Origin of the sequence: Salinibacillus kushneri (assembly GCF_900111405.1) — a bacterium.
GTDB lineage: Bacteria > Bacillota > Bacilli > Bacillales > Alkalibacillaceae > Salinibacillus > Salinibacillus kushneri.
This window is the reverse complement of sequence record NZ_FOHJ01000001.1, coordinates 507,469-530,805: the sequence shown is the minus strand read 5'-3', so window position 1 is coordinate 530,805 and position 23,337 is coordinate 507,469. Positions and strand designations below refer to the sequence as shown.

Annotated in this window: 21 protein-coding genes, 1 pseudogene and 2 riboswitches; of the genes and pseudogenes, 13 read left to right on the top strand and 9 right to left on the bottom strand. The window is 37.8% G+C overall.

Annotated features, from left to right (window positions below; translation table 11 throughout):
* Both BMX63_RS02455 and BMX63_RS02450 read left to right on the top strand, forming a co-directional pair.
* Positions 1-150, top strand: a 150-nt coding sequence (locus BMX63_RS02455; RefSeq protein WP_143060105.1) for an IS3 family transposase, incomplete at its 5' end; no start/stop codon positions are given.
* A gap of 710 nt (positions 151-860) precedes the next feature.
* The gene (locus BMX63_RS02450; protein ID WP_093131597.1) at positions 861-1,778 is read left to right on the top strand and encodes an NAD-dependent epimerase/dehydratase family protein; all 918 of its coding nucleotides are present in this window, start codon (positions 861-863) and stop codon (positions 1,776-1,778) included.
* A gap of 97 nt (positions 1,779-1,875) precedes the next feature.
* Here BMX63_RS02450 and BMX63_RS02445 read toward each other — a convergent pair whose 3' ends face one another.
* The 7 genes from BMX63_RS02445 to BMX63_RS02415 all read right to left on the bottom strand — a co-directional run bounded on the left by BMX63_RS02445 (position 1,876) and on the right by BMX63_RS02415 (position 8,605).
* A complete protein-coding gene (locus BMX63_RS02445; protein WP_093131595.1) occupies positions 1,876-2,676 on the bottom strand; it encodes an energy-coupling factor ABC transporter ATP-binding protein in 801 nt (266 codons plus the stop codon).
* Positions 2,673-3,515: an energy-coupling factor ABC transporter ATP-binding protein gene (locus BMX63_RS02440; protein WP_093131593.1), complete on the bottom strand. Its 843-nt coding sequence runs from the start codon at positions 3,513-3,515 to the stop codon at positions 2,673-2,675. The genes BMX63_RS02445 and BMX63_RS02440 overlap by 4 nt, the downstream gene beginning before the upstream one ends.
* On the bottom strand, positions 3,503-4,279 hold the full coding sequence (locus tag BMX63_RS02435; RefSeq protein ID WP_093131591.1) for an energy-coupling factor transporter transmembrane component T family protein: 777 nt from the start codon (positions 4,277-4,279) through the stop codon (positions 3,503-3,505). Before BMX63_RS02435 ends, BMX63_RS02440 begins: the two co-directional genes overlap by 13 nt.
* Positions 4,280-4,291: 12 nt before the next feature.
* On the bottom strand, positions 4,292-4,894 hold the full coding sequence (locus BMX63_RS02430) for an ECF transporter S component (RefSeq protein ID WP_093131588.1): 603 nt from the start codon (positions 4,892-4,894) through the stop codon (positions 4,292-4,294).
* A gap of 21 nt (positions 4,895-4,915) precedes the next feature.
* A complete protein-coding gene (locus tag BMX63_RS02425; protein ID WP_093131586.1) occupies positions 4,916-5,662 on the bottom strand; it encodes a nucleoside phosphorylase in 747 nt (248 codons plus the stop codon).
* Positions 5,663-5,677: 15 nt separating this feature from the next.
* A complete protein-coding gene (locus BMX63_RS02420; protein ID WP_093131584.1) occupies positions 5,678-6,361 on the bottom strand; it encodes a Crp/Fnr family transcriptional regulator in 684 nt (227 codons plus the stop codon).
* A 621-nt stretch (positions 6,362-6,982) separates the two neighbouring features.
* Positions 6,983-8,605: an aryl-sulfate sulfotransferase gene (locus BMX63_RS02415; protein WP_093131582.1), complete on the bottom strand. Its 1,623-nt coding sequence runs from the start codon at positions 8,603-8,605 to the stop codon at positions 6,983-6,985.
* 570 nt (positions 8,606-9,175) lie between these two features.
* On the opposite strand from BMX63_RS02415, the gene BMX63_RS02410 reads away from it, so the two are divergent.
* The 5 genes from BMX63_RS02410 (at position 9,176) to BMX63_RS02390 (ending at position 14,864) form a co-directional block, all read left to right on the top strand.
* The gene (locus BMX63_RS02410; RefSeq protein ID WP_177167141.1) at positions 9,176-10,309 is read left to right on the top strand and encodes an acyltransferase; all 1,134 of its coding nucleotides are present in this window, start codon (positions 9,176-9,178) and stop codon (positions 10,307-10,309) included.
* A 568-nt stretch (positions 10,310-10,877) separates the two neighbouring features.
* Positions 10,878-10,991, top strand: a riboswitch (SAM riboswitch).
* Between the two features lie 93 nt (positions 10,992-11,084).
* Positions 11,085-11,894, top strand: a complete 810-nt coding sequence (locus tag BMX63_RS02405) for a MetQ/NlpA family ABC transporter substrate-binding protein (protein WP_093131578.1) — start codon at positions 11,085-11,087, stop codon at positions 11,892-11,894.
* Positions 11,895-12,040: 146 nt separating this feature from the next.
* Positions 12,041-13,078, top strand: a complete 1,038-nt coding sequence (locus BMX63_RS02400; RefSeq protein WP_093131576.1) for a methionine ABC transporter ATP-binding protein — start codon at positions 12,041-12,043, stop codon at positions 13,076-13,078.
* Complete coding sequence (locus BMX63_RS02395; RefSeq protein ID WP_093131574.1) at positions 13,053-13,724, top strand: methionine ABC transporter permease; 672 nt, start codon at positions 13,053-13,055, stop codon at positions 13,722-13,724. The genes BMX63_RS02400 and BMX63_RS02395 overlap by 26 nt, the downstream gene beginning before the upstream one ends.
* Positions 13,725-13,733: 9 nt before the next feature.
* Positions 13,734-14,864: an alpha-hydroxy-acid oxidizing protein gene (locus tag BMX63_RS02390; protein WP_093131572.1), complete on the top strand. Its 1,131-nt coding sequence runs from the start codon at positions 13,734-13,736 to the stop codon at positions 14,862-14,864.
* 242 nt (positions 14,865-15,106) lie between these two features.
* On the opposite strand, the gene BMX63_RS02385 is transcribed toward BMX63_RS02390, so the two are convergent.
* Entirely contained in the window at positions 15,107-16,270 is a 1,164-nt protein-coding gene (locus BMX63_RS02385; protein ID WP_093131570.1) for a pyridoxal phosphate-dependent aminotransferase, read from the bottom strand.
* Positions 16,271-16,429: 159 nt separating this feature from the next.
* A riboswitch (SAM riboswitch) is annotated at positions 16,430-16,532 on the top strand.
* 97 nt (positions 16,533-16,629) lie between these two features.
* On the opposite strand from BMX63_RS02385, the gene BMX63_RS02380 reads away from it, so the two are divergent.
* Both BMX63_RS02380 and BMX63_RS02375 read left to right on the top strand, forming a co-directional pair.
* Positions 16,630-17,727: an iron-containing alcohol dehydrogenase family protein gene (locus tag BMX63_RS02380; RefSeq protein WP_093131568.1), complete on the top strand. Its 1,098-nt coding sequence runs from the start codon at positions 16,630-16,632 to the stop codon at positions 17,725-17,727.
* Between the two features lie 19 nt (positions 17,728-17,746).
* Positions 17,747-18,538 carry a carbon-nitrogen family hydrolase gene (locus BMX63_RS02375; protein WP_093131566.1) on the top strand — a complete coding sequence of 264 codons (792 nt, stop codon included), beginning with the start codon at positions 17,747-17,749 and terminating at the stop codon, positions 18,536-18,538.
* Positions 18,539-19,160: 622 nt separating this feature from the next.
* Here the strand turns inward: BMX63_RS02375 and BMX63_RS02370 are convergent.
* Positions 19,161-19,646: a 2-hydroxycarboxylate transporter family protein gene (locus tag BMX63_RS02370; protein ID WP_093131564.1), complete on the bottom strand. Its 486-nt coding sequence runs from the start codon at positions 19,644-19,646 to the stop codon at positions 19,161-19,163.
* A 95-nt stretch (positions 19,647-19,741) separates the two neighbouring features.
* Here BMX63_RS02370 and BMX63_RS02365 point away from each other — a divergent pair.
* From BMX63_RS02365 to BMX63_RS02350, 4 genes and pseudogenes are all read left to right on the top strand, one after another.
* Positions 19,742-20,300: pseudogene (locus BMX63_RS02365) on the top strand (phosphomannose isomerase type II C-terminal cupin domain); the annotation flags it as partial.
* 9 nt (positions 20,301-20,309) lie between these two features.
* Positions 20,310-20,744: a glycosyltransferase family protein gene (locus tag BMX63_RS02360; RefSeq protein ID WP_093131562.1), complete on the top strand. Its 435-nt coding sequence runs from the start codon at positions 20,310-20,312 to the stop codon at positions 20,742-20,744.
* Between the two features lie 44 nt (positions 20,745-20,788).
* Complete coding sequence (locus tag BMX63_RS02355; RefSeq protein ID WP_093131560.1) at positions 20,789-21,382, top strand: hypothetical protein; 594 nt, start codon at positions 20,789-20,791, stop codon at positions 21,380-21,382.
* Positions 21,383-22,332: 950 nt separating this feature from the next.
* Complete coding sequence (locus BMX63_RS02350) at positions 22,333-23,307, top strand: hypothetical protein (protein WP_177167139.1); 975 nt, start codon at positions 22,333-22,335, stop codon at positions 23,305-23,307.
* Positions 23,308-23,337 lie beyond the last annotated feature (30 nt).

The following is a 23,337-nucleotide window of genomic DNA, read 5'->3' as shown; positions in this document are numbered from 1 at the left end:
TATTACGGTAAAGTTTATAAATCATTTGAAGAGCTTAAGCAAGCAGTAACTGATTATATTTTTTACTATAACAATGAACGGATAAAAGCAAAATTGACTGGCATGAGCCCGGTGGAATACCGTCTGCATACCAGTCAACTAGCTGCTTAAATATTTTGGTCTAACTTTTAGGGTTCAGCACATAAATCAAGGTCTTTTTCAATAGAGGGAATGTTTCCATACTAAAAGGCTTTTTAAAAGAGTGTTGTTTTATAAAAGTGAACTTGTTGATAGCGTGCTATACCAGTAGGTGAATGGCATGGAGACTTCGGCGCAAGAAGTGAGACAGGTGGGACCCTGCAGCGCAGCGAGGAGACTCACCGCTCACCCGCTGAAAGCATAGTGTATTTCACCCACGGCAGGCAGAGCAACAAAAACGATGCGGAAAACAGCCTACAAAAAAGAGACTGATTATAAGGAATCTGAGTTTACATTCCTTATGAAATCAGTTTACTTCCCGAGAATTTTATTTATTCGCTTTCTCTCGTAAAAATGTTTGTATGTCTATGATAAGAATTCCTAGTTGTAAAGCTTCTAAGATCATTGATACCCACTCAGGATCCAGTTCCTCTCTAGGTTCTACCATAGATATCCCCCTTTTTTTGTCGTTTTTTCATTATAGTGAATAAATAGTTCCTTTTAAAATACGAAATTTTAAGAGAATGAAAGATAATAGAAGGAAAGCAATGGCAATTCGTTCTATATAAAGAATACGAGGGATTTCAAATTTTTATAAAAATAGGATTTTTCGGTAAAATCCTACAAAGAATGGAAAATATGTCGACAGATGAAACAGAAAAACAATAACCGAGGTGATAATTATGACAAAAGTGATGGTAACGGGTGGGTGTGGTTTTATAGGATCGCATATAGTGGACAAGCTTTTGAACGAAGGGTACCAGGTGGTGGTAGTCGATAATTTATCCAGTGGGCAATTAATGAATGTTCAGTATAATCAAGTGACATTTTTTAACTGTGATATAAGCAGCCGGAGCTTTGAACAGGTCATTTTCGCAACCCGGCCTGATTTCATTATTCATCAGGCAGATCCCGTTCGTCCGGATCGAATTGGGTATACAGAGGACCATTTTCTAGGATCCATCAATGTCATTAGGATTGCGGCAAAATATAGAGTGAAAAAACTGATTTTTGCATCATCAGGTGAAATATATGGTGAACCCAGGTACTTGCCAATCGACAGTAAGCATATGACTGATCCCCACACTACAGAGGGGATTTCTAAACTGACAAATGAGCTATATTTAAAGCACCTTGCTAATGTCCATCAGCTAAATTATACCATTTTGCGCTATAGCCATGTGTATGGACCCAGAGAACATGTAAAGCCCAATCCTGGTGTAGTCAATGTTTTTCTGGACAAGCTGGCAAAAAATCAGGCTTGTCCTGTTTATGGAGATGGGGAGCAGACACGGGATTTTGTTTTTGTTGAGGATGTAGCTCGGGCCAATCTTCTTGCTATTAAAAAGGGGAGTCAGACCACATTAAACATCTCATCGGGAATATCCACTTCTACTCATCAATTATTACAGGTCATTCAGAACGCGAGTGGAAGGAATTTGACCACTATGTATAAACACGAACGTCACGAAGAGATAAAACATCTCCTTTTTGACTATCAGGAGGCGAAAAGAGAATTGGGGTGGGAACCGGAGTATGACCTTGAAAAGGGGATTCAAACCACGTTAGCTTCTTATCAGCACAAGATTAGTTTACCTTAGATGGATTAAGAGAACTTTAGTGCTTTAAAGGATGTGGGGACAGTCCCCATACAAAATTCGGGTGGTGCCTGTCACCATCCGAAAGGCACCACCTGAGTCATTCCTCCTTCAAAGCCCTAAGCAAGTCCTCATCTGTTGCATAACTCCCCTTCAACCCGAGTTCATCGGCGATTTGTGCAACATAGGGCTGCTCTAAATAGGCTTGCTCAAGGATTTCCTTTTGTGCGAAAATGTCCCGACTCGGTCCCTCTATCAGAACCTTTCCCTGATTAAACACAATCGTACGCTCAAAAACCTCGGCAGCAAAATCCATGTCATGGAGAATGCATAAGACAAGCTTTCCCTGATTGCGCAGTTCAAAAATAATCTCCTTTAATGTTTCTTTTCCGGCATAATCCTGTCCCATTGTGGGTTCATCAAATATTACTATATTCGGGTCCATGGAAAGAATAGACGCGATGGCAATCAATTTTCTCTCTGATAAACTTAAATCATAAGGATTCGTTTCGAGATATTTTTCCAAATGGACCTTTTCAAGCGCTTCAATAGACTTTTCTTTTGCCTTTTGTTCATCCTGCCCAATGTTCAAGGGGCCAAACATGACTTCACCGATCACGGTATTCTTAAAAATTTGATCATTTGGATTCTGGAACACTAGACCAATTTCTTTTGCTAAGCTTGCCACCGTATAATCCTTTGTATTCTTTCCATTAAGCAAAATTTCGCCTTCTGTAGGACGTAATAAACCTTTTAGTAATTTTACAAAGGTTGATTTTCCAGCACCATTTTGTCCAACGATAGCGGTTGTTTCTCCATCTAACTTCAAATGGATTCCCTTTAGCACATCGATTTCGGGTGTATAGGAAAAGGATAGATTTGTAACCTCAATGGAATTCATCTTTTATCCCCCATTTCCCGGGACAGTTCCTTAAGTGTAACTGGATACAGCCCGTTTTCTTTATTTTGAATACCCAGGGATTGACTAATTCTCGTTACAGCTGGGGCAATTATTCCATAATCCTGCAAATCTTCTCGGGAGAACAGCTTAGCTGGTGTGTCAAAATCTATCAGTTTCCCTTCATGTATGAGTAGAATTCTATCTGTATAGCCGGCCATTTTATCTATTTTATGCTCGGCCATAATGATCGTTATCCCTTCTTTTGTAAGGTTTTCGATAACTTTAAAAACTTCTTCCGTTCCTTGAGGGTCCAATTGTGATGTGGGTTCATCCAGAATGAGAATACTTGGTTTCAAGGCGATGACACTTGCAATCGCAACCCTCTGCATTTGTCCCCCGGATAAATCAAAGGGATTTTTGTCTTTAATCTCGGTAATGTCGAGTAATTCAAGGCTTTCTTCGATTCGATTAACAATGATCTCTCTGTCTATCCCCATATTTTCTAAGCCAAAAGCTATTTCTTCATATACTGTGTATTTTGATCCTGTCATTTGAGAAAAAGGATTTTCGAATACTAATCCCACATGTGGGGAAATTTCACCAATTTCATGTTGCCGTACTTCAAGTCCATTTACCAGAACCTTGCCACCGTAGGCTCCTTTAAAGAAATGAGGGACAAGTCCAGCCAGGGCAAAGCAGAGTGTTGACTTCCCAGCTGTATTTTTTCCTATTAATCCGATAAATTCTCCTTGTTCAACATCAAATGTCATGTCATTTAACACAAGCTTGTCAGTGTCCGGGTATTTATATTTTACGTTTTCGACTTTTATGATAGCCATGTTAGAATCCTCCAAACGATTGCAGCAGCCAAGGTCAGCCATAAGATAACCTGGATAGCCGTTTGATAACGATATTCTTTTGAAATGTTTAAAAAAGACCTCTTTTGATTAGAACTAAATCCTCTTACTTCAAGTGCTATAGCACGTTCGCGGGTAATGTTTATCGAATTTAATACAACCGGACCGATTAAAGGAAAAAAAGCCTTCATTCTTACGAGTAGGCTGCCTTCTGTTTCCATCCCCCTTGAACGCTGAGCATCGGTTATTTTTGCCATGGTTGTACGCATTTGAGGAATAAGCTGGAGGACGGATAAAAGTACGTATCCTATCTTGGGTGACAATCCTTTTTTGATCATCGCTTCAACTAATTCATCATGTTTGGTTGTAAGAATTAAAATACCAAATGACATAATCATGTTCATGACACGTAATGTTAGTAATGCAGCGTAACTTAATCCTTCCTTATAAAATGTTACAAAACCGATGGAAAAGAGTATGGTTTGATTTTGCGGGTGGAAGAACCCCTGAACAATAATAATTGATAGAATTAAGATTATGCTCAGACCTAATATGGGAACAATTTTACGAAAGACTTTTCCTAAAATAAGCAGGAGTAGCGTAATAATCGCAACAGAAAGAACAAACGCTATTTCAGGAATAAGGTATGTGATGGCAATACTCACCATCACATACAACACTTTCGTTAATGGAGCCGTATTGTGTAGTATGGAATTTTTTTCTACATAGAGTGTCATTGTGCTCATGAATATCATCCTCTATAGTTCTTCGATTTTGTCACTTCCACGGAAAATGGTATTAAAATTATTTGGTAAACCTCTAAATATGAAGTAACTGATAATGACGGTTGCGATTTTGTCTGGAACATCGACAACGAAACTGTCACCAAAAGAGGCTAACCATACTGGGAAGTTATGGGACACTAAGAAGGCGTAAAAGGCATCTCCCCATATATTACCAGTCTGGCCACCCCAGAAGGTAATGTTTAAAGGAGTAGAGATAATCGCAGCCACAATCCCTACCACCAAACCAATCACAATGGCTGTCTTTACATTCTTTAACCAGCCTTTATAAGCCATAATCCCGACTACCAGACCTATGGCACCACTCGTTACGGCGTATACTGTAGATATAGGATCTACGGTTATCCCATAAATAATATTGTTAATAATTCCGGATAAAGCGCCAATAATAGGTCCAGCCAGCATACTCGCCAGAACGGTACCGATAGAGTCGAGCCATAGGGGTAACTTTAACAATCCTGCAAACAGCTTTCCTAAGTAGTTAATCCCAATGGCTGCCGGGATTAGTGCAATAGCGGCTGTTGAGAGTTTAAATGTCCAGATACTCGTTTTACTCATTTCCTGTTCCTCCTTTAGAATTTAAGATTTATTGTGAATAGAAGCAATCGCTTCTAATGCCACCAGAATTTGATTTTGTTCACCCTGTGCCGGAAGACTTTCCCCTCCGACAAGATCATTAATACCTGACTGAAGATTACCCTTTGACGGAACGACTACATTTAAAATGGATGCGGTTTGAAGTCCTCGCAATGCGCCTAAAACATACAATGTAGATGTTTCCATATCTGAACCTAGTACGCCTTTATCAGACCAGTAATCATCAATGTGCTCCTCATGGTCGGTGTAAAAACTATCATGACTGCGTATGATACCAGTATGATAGGGGATGTTTTTTCTAGTAGACACATCACTTATCGCAGAAACTAGATTATGGGTTGCGATAGCGGGAAAACTAGATTCAATATAAGCATTAGATGTACCCTCGTCACGAATCGCTCCAGTAGCTATAAGTAAATCACCTAAATGGATATCGTCCTGTAGTGCACCGCTACTTCCAATACGTATGAGTGTGGTTACCCCAATGCTGGATAATTCCTCGACCGCAATACCAGTTGAAGGTCCTCCGATTCCTGTGGAAACAACTAGAATAGGAATGTTCTTATAGTAGCCCATGATGCTTTTATACTCGCGATTATAAGCGAGTTCTTCAACGTCATTGAGGTACTGTGTTACTTTATCTACTCTTTTTGGATCACCTGGAAGCAATGCATATTTTGCTTTGATTTTCTTCGTTAACTGAATATGTGGCTGAATCTCAGTGGGCATGTCCTATCTCCCTTTCTATTCGAGCATACTTTTGGCCTTTTCGTCATTTAGAAGTTGAATATTTGAAACGATGATGCCGTTATCCCTTAATTTGATAATCTTTTTTCCGGCTAACTCTTTCAGGACGCGGTTAATACTTCTTAGCGTAACGGCAAGATGTTCACTCATCTGATTTTTGCTTATCCTCACGATATATTGATTGCGCTGATAGGGAACCATTTCCTTTAATATATAGTCACATAAGCGATATTTTAGCGGGTATAAGCTATCTACACCGGACTTCATGGCCAGGTTGTATAAATATTTGGCAAGACTCCGATTGAAGTAATAACTCATATGGTTGTCAATACGCATCCACTCAAGAAAGTCGTTTCCATCAATTCCAATCAGGGTCAAGTCAGTTAGCGCTTTCACATTTGAAACAGAAAGATATTGATCAAAGATTTCGATTTCACCAATAAAATCACCTTTTTGATAGATCGCCTGTGAATAGGTTCTACCATTTTCGGACATCACATAGATTTTAGCTGTCCCCTCAACAATGATGTAAAAGCGATGAATGGCATCCCCCTGATGAATTACCATTTCTTCCTGCTTAAAATGATAGACCGACATTTTCTTCAGGAATCGATAGGGACATTCTTTCACCATTTCGTATAGATGGTCATATTCTTCAATCAGCTTGATTAGATTTTCCATCCCATCAACTTCTTTCTATTATTTTAACGTGCAAGATGAATAGAGAATAGGACATCTGTCCGGTTTGGATATATGATTTAAAGAAATTTCAGTTAAATCATATCTTATTTTTGGATAAATGTCTTGGTTTTCTGGGAGAAATTCCGCTTCTTTCTTTTAATACCGGTTCATTTGATGGGGAAACGGGTGATAGGAGGTAGGGTGGCGACAAAATTCGGGTGGTGCCTGTCACCACCCGAATGTTTCCGTTTATAAAAGCTCAATTATCTATCTTCCTGCTTAATAGATGTATAGAAGGATTAATTATTCTTAAAATAGGTTGAATTAATTTTAAATCTGGATTAAAAATTTTTGAAATGGGTCTGATATAGCAATTCGCCGCTCAATTCCCTAAATATATGTTTAAATATCATTTCATAGGATCAAGTATAAAATTCCAAGCGCAATCCAGCCAGCCCAAACTAGGCCCGTTCCACCCCAAGAGGCACAATCACCATCCCAGCAAACAACAGCCCCCACTTGCTTTACCGCTTTAAAGCAAGTGGGGACTGTCCCAAAACAAAAAAACAGCGGAGCTCTACACTCCGCTGTTCGACAAAATTCGGGTGGTGACAGGCACCACTAATAAAGCTCATACCTCACACCGCGATAAACCCAGGCACCTGTTGGAAACTCTGACACTACAGCTTCAAATACGACCTCTGCTTCTTGATCATCTGTCACTTCAACAATATGACTACGATTCCCTTTATCAACATGTCCAAATCCAATCAGACGGTTGCCGGTATCATCGAGATATTTCGCACTGCCTACAATGTTCGTAAACAATTCCTCACCGCGTTCTTTACCATATGACCAGACAATTTCGGCCGTCTTTTCTTTCTCATTAATACGGTATTGCGTTCCTGCACTGAAGTCCTTCGATAGATCCTCATTACCACGCGTTACAACCGTATTATTATCATAGATTAACAAATCAATCGTATCCGGATTGTTATCAAAGTCAGGCATGATTGTCGCATCGTGCTGCCCGCCTGTGTATTTGAAATCCTCGCCAATACCTTCTACGAGTAAGTCTTCATATTTACCTGTCCAACCCTCAGAATCAGATAAAATCCATTTAATCTCATTCGTCTCATAATCGATTTTCATCACCGTATCCTGGTTACGCCCGGAAATGATAATACTATTATCGCTCTCATCATACACAACAGAATTTTGATGGAACCAGTCTGTTAATCCATCTTTTTTCGGAGTTGAATCATATTCTCTGTATAGTTCTTCTGGAACGATATCTTTCAAATCAATCAAATTCATCACTTCACCGGTTTCCCTGTCAATCTCAATCATGGTGTCTTCGATATAACTGCCTTGTCCATCATTAACCGTTAAAAGCAGATTCCCGCTCGGCAGCTCAGCGACATCATGGTGGATAAGCGTTGATTCCATACCTTCTGACTCAGCTTGGGCAGCTTCTTCACTGATTTTAAAGGCATTAACCAGCTTTCCAATAAAATTGGTTTCAAACAAACGGTTATAAGCATTGCCACCGTTGCTATCTTTACCCAAATAAAGTAGATTTCCATTCTTTAATTCTTTCAAAACATGGCTGTTATAGCCGGCCCCATACCAGCGGATATCCCCATTAGTGTCAAAACCATACGGATGTTTCGTACTTGGAATCGCAAAGGTTAAAGTCGTTTCACCCAAATCCATCTTTTCTTTTTTGGCCTCTTTTACTGAAATGGTTGGGATGTTGTCAGGCAGTGGCTCGGTTTTTAAATTCAATTTTTGTTCCGAAGTTTCACCTGATTCCGTGGTTACAGTAAGCTGAACCGTGTTTTCGGCATCCGGATAGAGTCCTAAAATCGGTATTTCATGATTGGTTTTGTAGCCTTCAAACGTATTGGAAATATCAGCATCCTCCGTTTTGCCTTCAACAGTTATAGAAACCTGAGCTGGTTCTTCTGTCTTAAAAATGGCGAGGGCTGATAAAGGTGACCGATTATATGGATCAACCTTCACATATGGATCTGCAAAGGTGCTTCCTTCACTTTCCTGAAAAATTTCTTCTTCAAGTTGATTCTGCTCTTCTAATAAACTACTCGCGATAGTAGGTGAATAATCATATTCCTCCGCCGTTAAAGGCTGGTTTGCTGGATTCGTATCCATGCGATTCATCACAAAAAACACAATCCCTGCTAAAATTACTATACTAACGAAAATGGTTAGAACTTTTTTCATAGTTTCCTCCTATTATATAGACAATTTCAAATCAATTATACCATCTTGTAAAAGGGAGAAATAGTTTAAAGTTAGAAGCCGAACCCATTTAATAAAAGAGGCAGAAACTCCTTTATTGGATAAATCCCTGCAATCGTGAATGCACAATGCACTTTATATTTAACTACACATTTGATAAACGACAAAATTCGGGTGGTGACAGGCACCTTAACAATCCTGTTACAAAAAGTAAACCTTTTTTCATGGCGGTTTTCTATAAAAATAGTAACATTCAAAGAAATGATACGAATCTATAAAGGATGAAATACCCAAAAATTTAACTAGTTCGAAAGCAAGAGGAAGGCTTCAGCATGGGTTTGATTCTATCCTCATGTTTAGAGAGCATTTATCCCTTTAATATGAGATGATTGGCCAATGTACACACAAGCTATTCTTGTTATAATACAAAAACGACAAAGACAAAAACCACTAAAAGTTCTATTTTTTAGCACATATAATATGATATTTTGTTAGTTTTAGTTAGATATTAAATAATTATTTGTATGAAATTGACGAATGGAGTGGTACTTTATGGAAAGAAACTATGCAATTGATTATTTTAAATTCTTTGCAATGTTTTTTATTGTTTGTATTCATACTTCTCCATTCGATGGGTCTACGTTTTTGGGTATCAATGGAGCACATATAAGTTTTTTAATTGACACTTTTGCAAGGTTTGGAGTACCTTTTTTCTTTATGGTATCAGGGTACTTATTAGGCCAGAAACTATTAACAACAAACAATAACAAAGTATATTTTCGAAAGTATCTAAAAAAACTTGTCAAGTTGTTTTTATATTGGTATTTATTTTACGTATTATACGGGCTTGCTATAACAGTATTGAAAGCAGTCGTGAATGGTGTGAATATAAAAACGGAAGTATTAAGTTATTTAACCTCCTACTTTGGCATAGAAGAAACTATTAGATTCATTCTATACGGTGATGGGGCGCCGTCATCATATCAGTTATGGTATTTGCCTGCTCTCATTTGGTGTGTATTAATTGTTTATGTGTTCGCAAAATTAAATAAGTTAAACATCTTACTCTGTATTAGTCTATGTTTAAATATTATTGGACTTTTTGGACAAACCTACTCTGGAATATATAATTTAGTAATTTTTGATGTAAATGTTCCTACAAGAGATGGTCTGTTTTTTGGCTTGTTATACACAACGTTAGGGTGTAGTTTTGCCTATCATTATAATTGGATCAAACAGAAGCTTAGCCATATAAAATCATTAACGCTAATTATCCTATTCCTCATATTTTCATTAACTCAATTGATAGAAAGACGTATAGCAATCGTTTACTGGCCTGATGAAATTAGAGGAGAAGATTTTTATGTTTCTACGATTTTTTTAAGTATAGTACTTTTTTTATTTGTTATGAAAAACAATTATATTGGAAGGAATTCAGTATTATCGAAGATAGGAAAAAATGCTGTAGGAATATATGTGTCCCATACAGTCTTTATTAATCTTACGAATCTATTCTTTGATTATTTAGATATTAACATTAGAGAGTATTTTATTTTTCATTTACTATTTACACCATTAGTCTTTATTACAGCCTATTTATTTTATAATACCTTACAAATCATTAAGCAAAAGGTAAGGGTGTATTTTAAAAACATGAATACAAAAAGCATAAATAATTTTGATTAGAGTGCCTGTGGTCACACCCAATATGAGGGACAATGGATAGTTCGACAATTTCAGTTCTGACCATGGCAACCGAATATTTGTAATTTTTATTGGGTTGTAAAACTTCTGAGCTATACAACGAATCTCTACGATCGTGATTTCTATGCCAAGCGCCAGCCTTAATGCCATCACAGGCTATCACCCCCGTTCTCATTGTAAAACAGTGGAATAGCTTAATTATTTGATTAATATCTCAATGGGGTTGCCTGACTAAAGCTAATAAACTGTATAAGAAGTATTACCTTGGTGTCATATTGTGAAATCTCCTTGGATTCTAGAAAAACGGAAACGTAATATTTTTAATTTTCTGTTGACACCTGAATTTCTCTCCTATACAATTACATTAATCTTTTTCTGAAAAATAAAGATGAAAAGCGCAAGTTCACCCAGACTGGCATAAATGCTTCTTGAAGTGGCTGTCTATGCCACATAGAGGATTAACTTATGTCACGGAGTTAGGAACTGTAGCTAAAATCCTGAAGATTATACTAAAAAAATAACTAGTTTAACAATTTAATAAAATGAAAATCTCTTATCAAGAGAGGCTGAGGGACAGGTCCGATGACGCCCGGCAACCGTTCTTACCATTGTAAGAAAAGGTGCTACTTCCTGCAAAACAGTTACTTGTTTTGAAAGATGAGAGAGGTCGAGTATATATTTGTGTATAAGCCTCTCCATTTATAGGAGAGGCTTTTTGTATATTACATAACTAAAAAAACAAAAGGGGAGTAAGAAAATGAAAAAAGTATTTGTCATTTTTTCAGCAGTTCTTTTCGTAGTTATTATTTCAGGTTGTGGAGCAAGTGAAGATACAAGCACTTTGAGCGAGGATACATTGAAAGTTGGGGTAACAGCTGGTCCGCATGAAGAGATTATGGAAGTTGTAAAGGAAGTGGCAGCAGAAGATGGTTTAGAAATTCAAATTGAAGTAATTAGTGACTATATTACACCAAACACTGCCTTAGCTGAAGGAGACTTAGACGTAAACAGCTACCAACATAAACCATTTTTAGATCAAATGGTAGAAGATCGTGACCTTGATCTTGTTGAGGTTGCTAAGACGGTTAACTTTCCTATGGGGATTTATTCCGAAAAGATTTCCGAAATTAGTGAATTAAAGGAAGGCGACAAAGTCGGATTACCAAACGACCCTACAAATGGTGCACGTGCTTTAATGTTGTTTGAGCAAGCTGGATTGATTACCTTACCAGAAGAAGTTGGTGCGAATGCTTCTGTAAAAGATATCGAGGAAAATAAACTAGGTTTAGAATTTGTTGAATTGGAAGCAGCGCAAATTCCAAAACAGCTTAGTGAACTTGCAGCCGCTGCGATAAATACCAATTACGCAATGGAAGCAGGTTATGTTCCAACAGAGGATGCGATTGTTATCGAACCAAAAGATTCCCCATGGGTTAATCTTATCGCTGTACGTAGTGAAAACCAAGATGATCCGGTCATTGACACGTTAATTAATGCTTACCATTCTGATAAAGTGAAGCAATTTATTGAAGAGGAATTTGCTGGTTCAGTTGTAGCCTCTTGGTAACATAAGGTATGGAGCTGCTCAATGCGGCTTTTTCTTTTTACACGTTATGACAGAATATTGATGATTTTAAGACCTAAGGAAAAACGGTGGTGTATCACGAGAGGCGAATATCAAGTTTTTAAAAGTAAGAAGAAAGGAGATTTTACATGATAAAGATTGACCACCTTTCAAAAACATTTAAAACAAAAAACGGGTCTGTGGAGGCCTTGAAAGATGTCTCCCTTGAGGTGAAAAAGGGGGGAATTTTTGGGGTGATTGGTTATAGTGGTGCTGGTAAAAGTACATTGATTCGAAATGTGAATCTATTAGAGAAACCGACATCAGGTACGGTAAGTATTGATGGCACAGATATAACTTCCCTATCTGCTGGGGAATTGTTAAAAGCAAGACGGAAGATTGGAATGATCTTTCAAGGATTTAATCTATTAAAAACAGCAACTGTTTATGATAATGTTGCGATTCCGTTAAAGCTTACAGGGGTGCCAAAGAAAGATATTAAAGAGCGGGTAAACCGTTTTTTAAGTATTGTCGGGTTAAGTGATAAGGCGGACACTTATCCAGCACAATTATCAGGTGGACAAAAGCAGAGAGTGGCGATTGCACGAGCGCTCTCCCATGAACCAGAAGTCTTATTAAGTGATGAAGGAACGAGTGCACTTGACCCCGATACAACCGACGCTATTCTTGATTTGTTATTAAGAATCAACAAAGAGTTGGGCATTACGATTCTGTTGATTACTCATGAAATGCATGTTATTCAACGGGTTTGTGATAGTGTTGCGGTAATGGAAAATGGAGAGGTGGTAGAAAAAGGGAAAACTATTGATGTCTTTACGTCACCAAAACATGGGACAACGAAAAAATTTGTGAATGGTATTTTTAACCATCAATTGTCCGATGAAATGATTGAATCATTAAAAGAAACAGGCAAAATTTATTCGTTGAAATTTACAGGAGATTCAAGCGAAGAACCAGCTTTAGCTATTATTACCAAACGATTTGATATTTTCCCAAATATTTTATCAGGAAATATTACGCAATTAAAAGAAGATCCGTTTGGTAGTTTACTTGTCCATTTTAAGGGAGCAGATAATGAAATTAAAGAGGCCATTAACTACTTACAAGAGAAAGGTATTCAAACAGAAGAGGTGATGACGTATGAGCAAAGTAAACGCATTTCTTGAGGAGTGGGGATCATATTTATGGGTTGCCCTCATCGAAACCTTTCAAATGGTTTCCATCTCTTTAGTGATATCTATTTTGATTGGGCTACCATTGGGGATTTTACTCGTGTTAACGCGACCAGGCAAGAGTCTGGAAAATCACTTTTTAAATAGGTTTCTTAACATTATTATAAATGTAATTCGGTCTATTCCATTTATTATTTTACTTTTCTTTATGCTTCCGTTTACAAAATTTGTGGTCGGAACCACAATTGGGGTAAAAGGAGTTATTGTTCCACTCGTTGTCTTTACGGCACCATATATTGCCCGCTTAATGGAAACGTCTTTACTAGAGGTGGATCGTGGTGTCGTGGAAGCTTATGAGGCAATGGGCATTAAGACCAAAGATATTATTTGGAATGTGATGGTTCGAGAAGCAAGACCTTCGATTATATTAGGGTTAACTATTGCGACAATTGGCTTAATTGGTGCAACAGCAATGGCTGGTTTAGTCGGTGCAGGTGGACTTGGGGATTTAGCCTACCGATTTGGACATTTGCGCTATGAACCTTCTGTTATGTATACCACCGTGGCCGTATTGATTATTTTAGTTCAGGGGCTTCAATCACTAGGGAACGTCGTTGCGGCAAAACTCAAAAAAGATTAGGGGGGTTCTATGTCAAATGAGGCTGTAAAAAGCAAATTATCACCAACCTATCATTATAAGGACTTAGAAAAGCAGGCCCAAAAGAAGCTCACCCATGAAGTGTTTACGTACATTCAAAGTGGATCGGGTAATGAGGAAACGTTACGGGCAAATGAAGAGGCATTCAAAAAATATAAACTTGTTCCAGAGTTTTTACATGATGTATCAAAATGTGATTTATCCATTTCGGTACTTGGGCAAACCTTTCAAACGCCATTTCTACTAGCTCCAGTAGGTCATTTAGGAGCGGCCCATCCAGAAGGCGAATTAGCGGTAGCAAGAGCAGCTAAAGGATATCAAGTCCCCTATGTAGCTAGTACCGTTTCCACGTATACATTGGAAGAAATTGCGGATGCACTTGGAGATACACCGAGATGGTTTCAGCTATATTGGAGTAAGGATTCAGAGCTAACGGTAAGTTTCGTGCAGCGAGCGGAGAAAGCGGGCTACTCTGCAATTGTAATCACCATTGATACCCCAGCATTAGGTTTTCGGGAGGCTAATTTGACGAATCAATTTTTCCCTGTACGAGAAGGATATGGTTTGGCAAATTACTTCCAAGACCCAATTTTCCGCAGTCGTTTAAATGAATCACCAGAGGAAAACTGGGATGCTGCAATCGATGAGTTAGTGAAAATTACCTTTCACCCAAAACTAACGTGGAATGATCTAGCCTTTTTGCGCAAACATACCAATCTACCAATTATTTTAAAAGGTGTACTCCACCCGAAAGATTCAATACGGGCTATAGAATACATGGTAGATGGTGTTATTGTTTCGAATCACGGTGGAAGGCAATTGGATGGTGCAGTAGCTTCTCTAGATGCACTCCCGAAAGTCGTAGAAGCTGTAAATGGCAAGATTCCGGTCTTATTTGATAGTGGGATTCGCCGTGGACCTGATGTTGTGAAGGTCATTTCTTTAGGTGCTGATGCCGTATTAATTGGACGTCCATATGTATACGGATTAGCCCACAATGGCCAAGACGGAGTAGAGGAATTGTTCAACCACCTGTTAACCGATATTGATACCACTCTCGCAACCGCTGGCAAAAGCTCGATTCGTACCTGTCAATTGCCGGGCTTCGTAAATATACGTTGAACCAATGACCCTTTATGATATGTACAGGGTTATTTCGGTAAAACACTATTTCCGAGGATTGGTTAACTACTGATCCATAAAAGGAGATGTAAGAATAATAGGGTATACTAAGTGCAGGAGTAGCTTCCAAGATAATAGCATTAAACGTTTACAATACAAAAACCATCGGGTGATAGTTACATCCGATGGTTTTGTTTAGATTATCTTCCTGGTAATACTTAAAATAATAGCTAAAAGGCATCTTACAGCTTACCAATCCTAATGGCTGCCTCTTCTAATCGTTCTGCATCTGCTAGTAAACCGAGGCGTATGTATCCTTCGCCATAATTTCCAAAACCAACTCCTGGCGCAGCAACAACGTGTGCTTGTTCAAGAAGTAAATTAGCGTATTCTTCGGAAGTATAGCCTGCTGGAACGCGTATCCACACGAAAAAGGTTCCATTTGGCGCTTCTACCTCGATGCCCACCTCTTGTAGTTTTTTAATGAACCGATCCCTTCTTTCTTGATACGTTTGCACAAGTTCACGTACAGACTGTTGATCCCCAGTTAAGGCCTCAATTGCAGCATATTGGATGCCTCCAAATAAGCTCATGAACATATGGTCTTGCAACAGATTAATGCTTTGAATCACGGATTGATTTCCAACTGCAAAGGCTACTCGCCATCCTGCCATATTATAGGTCTTCGATAACGTATACATTTCAACCCCAACATCTTTCGCCCCTTCTGATTGGAGAAAGCTTTGCGGTTTTTTTCCATCAAAACCGAGCGCCCCATACGCGAAGTCATGCACGATACAAAGGTTATGTTTTTTCGCCACGTCCACCGTTTCATCAAAGAACTCCTGTGATGCAGTAGCTGTCGTCGGATTATTAGGATAGTTTAAGAACATTAATTTCGCTTGATCTTTTATATCTTCTGGAATACCTGTATAGTCAGGTAAGAAGTTGTTTTTTTCTAGTAAAGGCATAAATACAGATTCAGCATTTGCTAGAGCAATGCCAGACATATAATCAGGATAACCAGGGTCTGGCAGAAGTGCAATATCTCCTGGGTTTAATAAGCAAGGGCTAATTTCTGCCAGTCCAGCTTTGGAACCAAAAAGGATGGCAACTTCTTTTTTCGCATCGACTTCTACTCCGTATTCCCGTTTATAGAAGGTGGAAACTGCTTCTTTTAAAAGCTCATAACCTTGGAAAGGCGAATATTGGTGTGTAAACGGATCTTCCGCCGCTTGCTGTAGTGCTTTAATGATTGAAGGTGGTGTCGGTAAATCTGGATTTCCTTGGCCTAAATTAATGATATCGTGCCCTTGCTGTTGCTTTTCTTTTACTTTTTTTACAAGTCCTTCAAAGAATTGTGTAGGTAATCTTTTTAGCATCTCTGATTGCTGAAAGGTTCTCAATCTTCTCATCTCCCAGAACGTAACGAATAGAATTATTTACTAATCATATCTATTCCAATAATTTTTGTAAAGTTTAAATTGGCAAAAGATTTTGTCATCAGATTGACAGGATGTGTATCAAGTGGGATAATAATCCATAATTTCGTATCTTCATAAAAACTCTTATAAAGAGAAGGTGGAGGGACTGGCCCGATGAAACCCGGCAACCGGTACATGATTGTACACGGTGCTAAATCCTTCAACGTTAGTTGGGAGATAAGAGGAAAAGTGCTAAGGATACGCTCTTCCTCTAATTGGGAGAGTTTTTTTTATGCTGTAAACTTAAAAGTCCAAAGGATAAGAAAAAGGAGTAATGAGTAATGAATCCATTACATGTACGGGGAGCACCGAATTTTTATCAATGTGAGGAAGGAATATTAGAACAGTTAACGATGAAATTAGCCGAGCATAAATTAGAGAAGCCAGCCATTATCCATGGGGAGAAATCCTGGTATGCTGCTAAAGATTATATATCATTGGATAACACCGTTGTTCGTGTTCCCTATAAGGGAGATTGTACTCATGAAGAAGTGGAAAGAGTTGCAACAGAATTAAGGAAAAGCCAAGCTGATGTGGTGATTGGTGTTGGAGGGGGAAAGGTGTTGGATTTAGCCAAAGCAACAGGAGATAAATTAGATCTTCCCGTCGTATTGATTCCGACGCTGGCATCCAATTGCTCTCCCTGGACCCCGCTAAGTGTATTTTATGACGAGTATGGAAACTTTTTACATTATATTATTTTTTCCAAAGCAGCTCACATGGTACTCCTGGAACCGCGCATTATTGCTGCCTCTCCATTTAAATATTTGCGAGCTGGCATTGGGGATACGATTGCGAAGTGGTATGAAGCAGATGCATTAACGGCGAAAATGGAGCAAAAGCCGTTAGCATTGGATATTGCACTTCATGCGGCTAAGCTCTGTAGGGATGTGTTGCTGGATAAAGGATCAGAAGCCATGGAAAGTGTGCGAAATCATCAAGTCACACCAGCTTTAATTAAAGTGGCAGAAACCATCGTTATGGCAGGAGGAATGGTTGGTGGTTACGGCGATGCGTACGGTAGAATTGCTGGAGCACATGCCATTCACAACGGGCTAACAACCATTCCGGAAACTCATAAAATTCTCCATGGGGATAAAGTCGCTTATGGTATTCTTGTTCAATTAGCACTAGAAAACAAGTTGGATGAAGTGGCAAAACTCTTTCCGTTCTATAAGAAGTTACAGCTACCAACGACACTTGAGGAACTAGGTGTTCACGAAAATGTGGAAGAAGCAATGAGAGCGATATCTGCAAAAGCTACCATTCCTGAGGAGTCTATCCATCTTATGAATGTACCGACAACAGAGCATGATGTCCTACAAAGTATCCAGCGATTAGAAAAGTATGTAAAAAACAATATAAGACCTGTTTCATAGGAGATAGGAGGATAAAATCATGACATTAAATGTTGCGTTAATTCAAATGGATATTGCTTATGGAAATCCACAGGTAAACGGTGAAAAAGTGAAAACAAAGGTTGGGCAAGCGGCGACAAATGAAGCGGATGTTGTGGTGTTACCCGAACTGTGGACGACTGGCTATGATCTGCAGCGCCTCGATACCATTGCGGATACAGAAGGAAGAGACAGTTTGGACTTGTTAGCTGATTTAGCAAAAGCGTATAACGTTCATGTGGTGGGTGGATCGATTGCCAATCAGTCCGAGAAGCAACCATTGGAAGTGAAAAACACAATGCTGGTCGTCAATGCAGCTGGAGAAAAGGTGAAAGCATACAGCAAGGCTCACTTGTTCCGACTAATGGACGAAGAAAAGTATTTAGTAGAAGGTAACGAGAATGGCTGGTTTTCACTAGCAGGTGTACCATCTGCAGGATTAATTTGTTACGATATTCGCTTTCCTGAGTGGGTGCGTATGCATGCGCTGGGGGAAATGAAAGTGTTATACGTCGTTGCAGAGTGGCCTAAACCACGTATCGATCATTGGCGTGCTTTGTTAATTAGTCGCGCAATTGAAAATCAATGCTATGTGGTCGCCTGTAATCGTGTCGGAGCTGACCCCAATAATACCTTTGGCGGTCATTCCATCGTAGTCGGCCCATGGGGAGAGATTTTGGCCGAAGCCGGTGAAGAAGAAACCATTTTATACAGCGAAATTGACATAGACCAAGTAGATAAAGTACGAACAACCATTCCTATTTTTAGCGACCGTCGAAGTGAGCTTTACTAAGGGTCTCATCCCTGGTATATTTTGTGTTAACGTTCTAAAGGAAAGAGAAGAACGAGATTTTAGTGTTATCAAATGCCAAATTTAAAGAAGGCTAAAATAGCTTTGCTAATGGCAATAGAGGAATTGGAACAGGTGAAGGGGATATATCTATTCCTGATTTAGAGAAAAACGTGTCGGAGAAGTGGCTACAGGGGAAAGCAACGCTGCGGAAGTATATAAATTACATGTTAGTCATTCAGGAAATTTAAAAAGAAAAACCCGACATTATTGAATTATCAGAAGAAAAAAGATTATGTCCATTGTATCTTATTGATTTAGTTCTTGTTAATGAAGATATAGACATTCCTTGATTCTTTAGCGTTTCTATACGCGCTCTTTCAAATGTGGTAATGTTTGTAGCTCATATAACAGTACTCCGTGTTTATGTTTGTGTGGTTACCTACATTGTACACGAAGCTGTTATTTCATGTTTTATTTTAGCCATAATTTTTACGTGTTGCACTAAAATATTACAATCCATCATGTAAAAAAGAAAACTCTCTGTAGAAAATTACAGAGAGCTTAATATCATTATTTATCTAGTGATTCATGATTACTATGGTGAATATAAGAATATCAATTTTTACAATAGTAATGGAACTAAAAAGGACATGATCACTAATATTAACCCTCCACCTAGTCGTGAAGACATTTGGGCAAATGCCATAAGATTCATTCTTTCGCTAGCACCTAGAACAGCAACGTCACCTGATCCTATTCCAGCAAATAATATGGTTGCAACGACAACTGTAAAGTATGATAAGTCGGTAAATACACTAAGCAATTCCTCCAAATTAATTAATGCGATACTCACTGCAACTAAAATGGCAGGAATCATGGTTTTGTTAATAAACATATACCAGTCTCTAGCTGCATTCTCTACTCTTTTTGGAACAATATTAAAAATCTTTAATAAAGCTGTAGTTAGAATCATCCAGGCATATGAGTGGATGATTGGTACCAACATTCCAATGATACTGGCAAATCCATAAACGGTTCCTGCAACAATTAATCCTACACCAAGGTTTATAAAAGTTGAATATCCGTACCCGGTACTACTTATGGACAATTGGGCGATTTGTCCATTTGTAAAGGACAGTATGAATTAATGATTTAGATTTAGTGTTGAAAGAGGTTTTGGAATATCTGTACCCTGTACCACGTATGAGTGAAGATTCAGTAAATACTCATTTAATTAATGAACTGGATATCCCTGTTACAGTGCTGGGAGGCAAAGATTTAGTGGTAGCTGCAAGTCCTGATGGCATATTAGTTAGTGACAAAGCATCCAGTCCAAAAGTAAAGGGTCTTATAAAGGATTTCGATCAGCCACCGATGTATGAAGAACGGATTTGGGGATGGTCAAGAACATTGGACTATACGAAATACGATGATGAACAAGAGATGGTAACCCAAACGGATTTGTATAGAAGAAGGAAAGAATTCCAGCTACCATTACCATAATTTAAGAGATGAAGTATGGACCATTGTAAAAGGCGAAGGAGAATTAGCCTTAGATAACCAAATCACTAGAGTAAAAGCTGGAGACGTTATTCATCTACCTGCTGGAAAAAAACATGGTGTACGAGCTATCTCAGAACTGGAATTTATAGAAGTTCAGACAGGCGCAGGAATTAGTGCTGAAGACTTTAACCGCATATATTTTGAGTGGAATGACGTCATTGCCCATTTTCAAAAATCAAAGGCAACAGTTATTTCATAGGTGATCCTTATGAAAACTGTTGCTTTTTATATTTCTGATTACGGATTTGGCCATGCTTCCAGAAGTATTGCAATAATACGGGAGTTGTCTCAGCAATATGGCGAAGATTTGAGAATGATTATTTGCAATTCTTTTGCTATGGACTTCCTAAAAGAGTCCTTAACTAGTTATAATGTTGAGTTTAGAAAAGTGAACACAGATGTAGGATATGTTCTTCAAAATAACAGTATGAAGCCGGATGCTAATGAGATTAATCATCAGTACCAGGCTTTTATGAATGATTGGGAAGAGACATTAAGAGTTGAGAAGGGTTTTTTAAAACAAAATCATGTAGATCTAGTGATTTCCGATATATCACCATTACCCTTTATACCAGCAAAAGAATTAAACATTCCATCAATAGGTGTTTCAAATTTCACCTGGTATACGGCATACAAAGATTAATAGATGAGGATAAATTATCTCATTATTATCATTCTTATCAAAGTATGGACGATTTTATCTCATTGGCCGTAAGTGACGAACCAGATTGGGGAAAGAGCAGAAGTACTGGATTTATCGCCAGACAAACAGACCCTGAACAAGTTGATCAAATTATAAATACAGTTAATCCAAACCGAGATAAAACGATTGTGTATTTTGGCTTAGGTATGAAGATAGATATAGAAAAACTGGACAAACTCCCTATATGGAATAGTGAGGATTGTGTTTTCCTGGTTTCTAGTAATATGAAAATCAACAAGCAGAATGTTTTTAAAGTTCCTCTCAACTATACTGAATCTCAAAATTACATTGCAGCTTCGGATATTGTGATTTCTAAAGCAGGGTGGAGTAAGGTAAGTGAAGCAGTAGTGAATAGAAAGTCATTGCTGGTACTTGATCGGAATGAATTGAATGAGGATCGGAATACTATAGAGTTTTTGAAGGGGATTAATCATGTAAGGTTGGTTAGTTGGGGAGAGCTTTTGGGTGTGGAGGTTGATTCGGGTTTGATTCAGGAATTAAGGATGCAGGATATTGGTCAGTGGGGGAATGAGGTTCAGAGAGTGACAAGGGATATAATCAAAGTAATAAATCATTAAATTCTGAAAGCAAAGGGTTTGGATTGCTGGCTTTTTGTTTATGGTATTCTTTGATAGTTATATTCTGCTAGTAATTAATGGCCAATTGTCTAGTGAAGAGGGTAGCATTAAATTGTGGGTACCTATCTGTCTCCTGAAAATCGCCATCAAGTAGAGCCAGCCTTGCCATGTTTTTGAGCCAATAATATTATGAGTATATTATTCTAATCAAATTAGTTATGTTTCACATTAGGATCTTGACAAGGAGCCTTTGTGGTAATGGTTTTTGCAAGAAACGGCAGCTAGGAGCTTGCCTGACCTGTATGCCTACCATTACCACCTCTCCTTGTAAAGATCGTTTTCTGAAGTTTTAAAAAGGGTCAAAAGGTCAAAAGTCCTGGATCTTTAAATGGCAGAGGTGGCTTAAAATCGTTTCATAAGCGGTCCAAATTTGTAGCAGAGGTGGTTCATTTTGAGGGTAATATTCATCTCCTGTGGGATCCCATTTTCAAGCCTTAGGGCTATTGAAAAAGTGTTCATTTTTATCTAGCGAAAACTGTCTACTTTATTTAGCAGTTACAATAGGTTGGATTAGGTTGGAGTAGGGTGAATGACACGGTGTCCCTATGTGTTAATGTGATATTATCCATACTCGGCTAATGTTGTAGACCTTTATATTCTATTTATCAGCCATACATGTTATCATTCTAAAGAAGTTTTTGAACAAATCTATCGTATGTTTATTTATAGTAAGGCCTAGGGATGAATCTGAGTTGCCACCAATAGTTTTTACCGAAAAAGATAAAAAAAGCGGCAAGTTCATATCAATTAAGTTAATTAATCGCAAGCATCTAATGAACTGGATGCTACAGGAATACAAAGGTCCTTGGCTTGTATAAACTTTGCTTATTATTCTAGATTGTAAATTCATATGAAAGGATAGACGAAATTTGGATAGTAAAAAGTATCAAATGAGTGAACAAGCATTTTTGGATGCTTGGGAGAATGTTGGCTGTCCGAATAATATTTATGGTACAAAGAATTGTTATGAATTCTTAAATAATTTAATAATAAAAACAGATGGATTGGTTATAGTAGACCATTTTTCTCTAACTGACTATGATAATGTCAGTTCAATTGAATATCATGAACCTTATGTAAAAATCATCTGGCGAGATTTTGTTAAAGAAAGACCACCAAGAGGATTTGAAGGTATGGTGCAAGATATCTTTGGTGCGGATTATTTGTATTCTCTAAGTAATATACAACAGCTAAAATTTATAAAGTCAAACAATCATTTAATGGTTTTAGTTATGCCTACTGTAATAAAGTTGAAGGACGCTAAAAAATTCTTGGGGATAAATAAATTAAAAGAGGATCAATTTAGAATACAAGATAATGATCAAGAATTACATACTGAAATAAAGTTTATTCAAAACAATTATGTACATGAATGTCTACTATATAACCTTCCATTTTTCAGTTTCTTATTAAAGCCTAAGCAGGGAGATGTTCATAGATCACGTTCTCAAAAGCTATTATTACTTTCTACACTGATGCATGCTAAGGAACGCATTTTAACTGTACAATCTAAATTAGATAAATTATATGAAAATGAACATGATGAAATAAGAAGCTCAGGGAATATACTTAGGACAATATTAGAGTCATTACTTAAATATTATTGTTTGTTTTATGAATACAGCCTTCCTAAAAAACACTATGAAAAAAATTTTTTAGGAGATCTAAAAAGACATTTGAAAAAATTTAATGATCCATTGAATGATGTTTTAGAGCAGAGAATTATTAATTTAGCAAATGACTTTTCACATGATAATGGAAATATTCCTTTGCTTGAGGATGTATATGAGCTAAATCAACACGTAAATTATTTGGTTGAGTACTTTAATAAAAAATCAGTACTAAAGAATAACTTGTTAAGTTAAGAGCTGAAAGAGGTAAAGATAAATGGCATT

Bases quoted from the DNA above. Each gene is read 5' to 3' on its own strand.
- BMX63_RS02450 (WP_093131597.1), top strand. From the start codon at position 861: ATGACAAAAGTGATGGTAACGGGTGGGTGTGGTTTTATAGGATCGCAT.
- BMX63_RS02445 (WP_093131595.1), bottom strand. From the start codon at position 2,676: ATGAATTCCATTGAGGTTACAAATCTATCCTTTTCCTATACACCCGAA.
- BMX63_RS02440 (WP_093131593.1), bottom strand. From the start codon at position 3,515: ATGGCTATCATAAAAGTCGAAAACGTAAAATATAAATACCCGGACACT.
- BMX63_RS02435 (WP_093131591.1), bottom strand. From the start codon at position 4,279: ATGAGCACAATGACACTCTATGTAGAAAAAAATTCCATACTACACAAT.
- BMX63_RS02430 (WP_093131588.1), bottom strand. From the start codon at position 4,894: ATGAGTAAAACGAGTATCTGGACATTTAAACTCTCAACAGCCGCTATT.
- BMX63_RS02425 (WP_093131586.1), bottom strand. From the start codon at position 5,662: ATGCCCACTGAGATTCAGCCACATATTCAGTTAACGAAGAAAATCAAA.
- BMX63_RS02420 (WP_093131584.1), bottom strand. From the start codon at position 6,361: ATGGAAAATCTAATCAAGCTGATTGAAGAATATGACCATCTATACGAA.
- BMX63_RS02415 (WP_093131582.1), bottom strand. From the start codon at position 8,605: ATGAAAAAAGTTCTAACCATTTTCGTTAGTATAGTAATTTTAGCAGGG.
- BMX63_RS02410 (WP_177167141.1), top strand. From the start codon at position 9,176: ATGGAAAGAAACTATGCAATTGATTATTTTAAATTCTTTGCAATGTTT.
- BMX63_RS02405 (WP_093131578.1), top strand. From the start codon at position 11,085: ATGAAAAAAGTATTTGTCATTTTTTCAGCAGTTCTTTTCGTAGTTATT.
- BMX63_RS02400 (WP_093131576.1), top strand. From the start codon at position 12,041: ATGATAAAGATTGACCACCTTTCAAAAACATTTAAAACAAAAAACGGG.
- BMX63_RS02395 (WP_093131574.1), top strand. From the start codon at position 13,053: ATGAGCAAAGTAAACGCATTTCTTGAGGAGTGGGGATCATATTTATGG.
- BMX63_RS02390 (WP_093131572.1), top strand. From the start codon at position 13,734: ATGTCAAATGAGGCTGTAAAAAGCAAATTATCACCAACCTATCATTAT.
- BMX63_RS02380 (WP_093131568.1), top strand. From the start codon at position 16,630: ATGAATCCATTACATGTACGGGGAGCACCGAATTTTTATCAATGTGAG.
- BMX63_RS02375 (WP_093131566.1), top strand. From the start codon at position 17,747: ATGACATTAAATGTTGCGTTAATTCAAATGGATATTGCTTATGGAAAT.
- BMX63_RS02360 (WP_093131562.1), top strand. From the start codon at position 20,310: ATGAAAACTGTTGCTTTTTATATTTCTGATTACGGATTTGGCCATGCT.
- BMX63_RS02355 (WP_093131560.1), top strand. From the start codon at position 20,789: ATGGACGATTTTATCTCATTGGCCGTAAGTGACGAACCAGATTGGGGA.
- BMX63_RS02350 (WP_177167139.1), top strand. From the start codon at position 22,333: ATGAGTGAACAAGCATTTTTGGATGCTTGGGAGAATGTTGGCTGTCCG.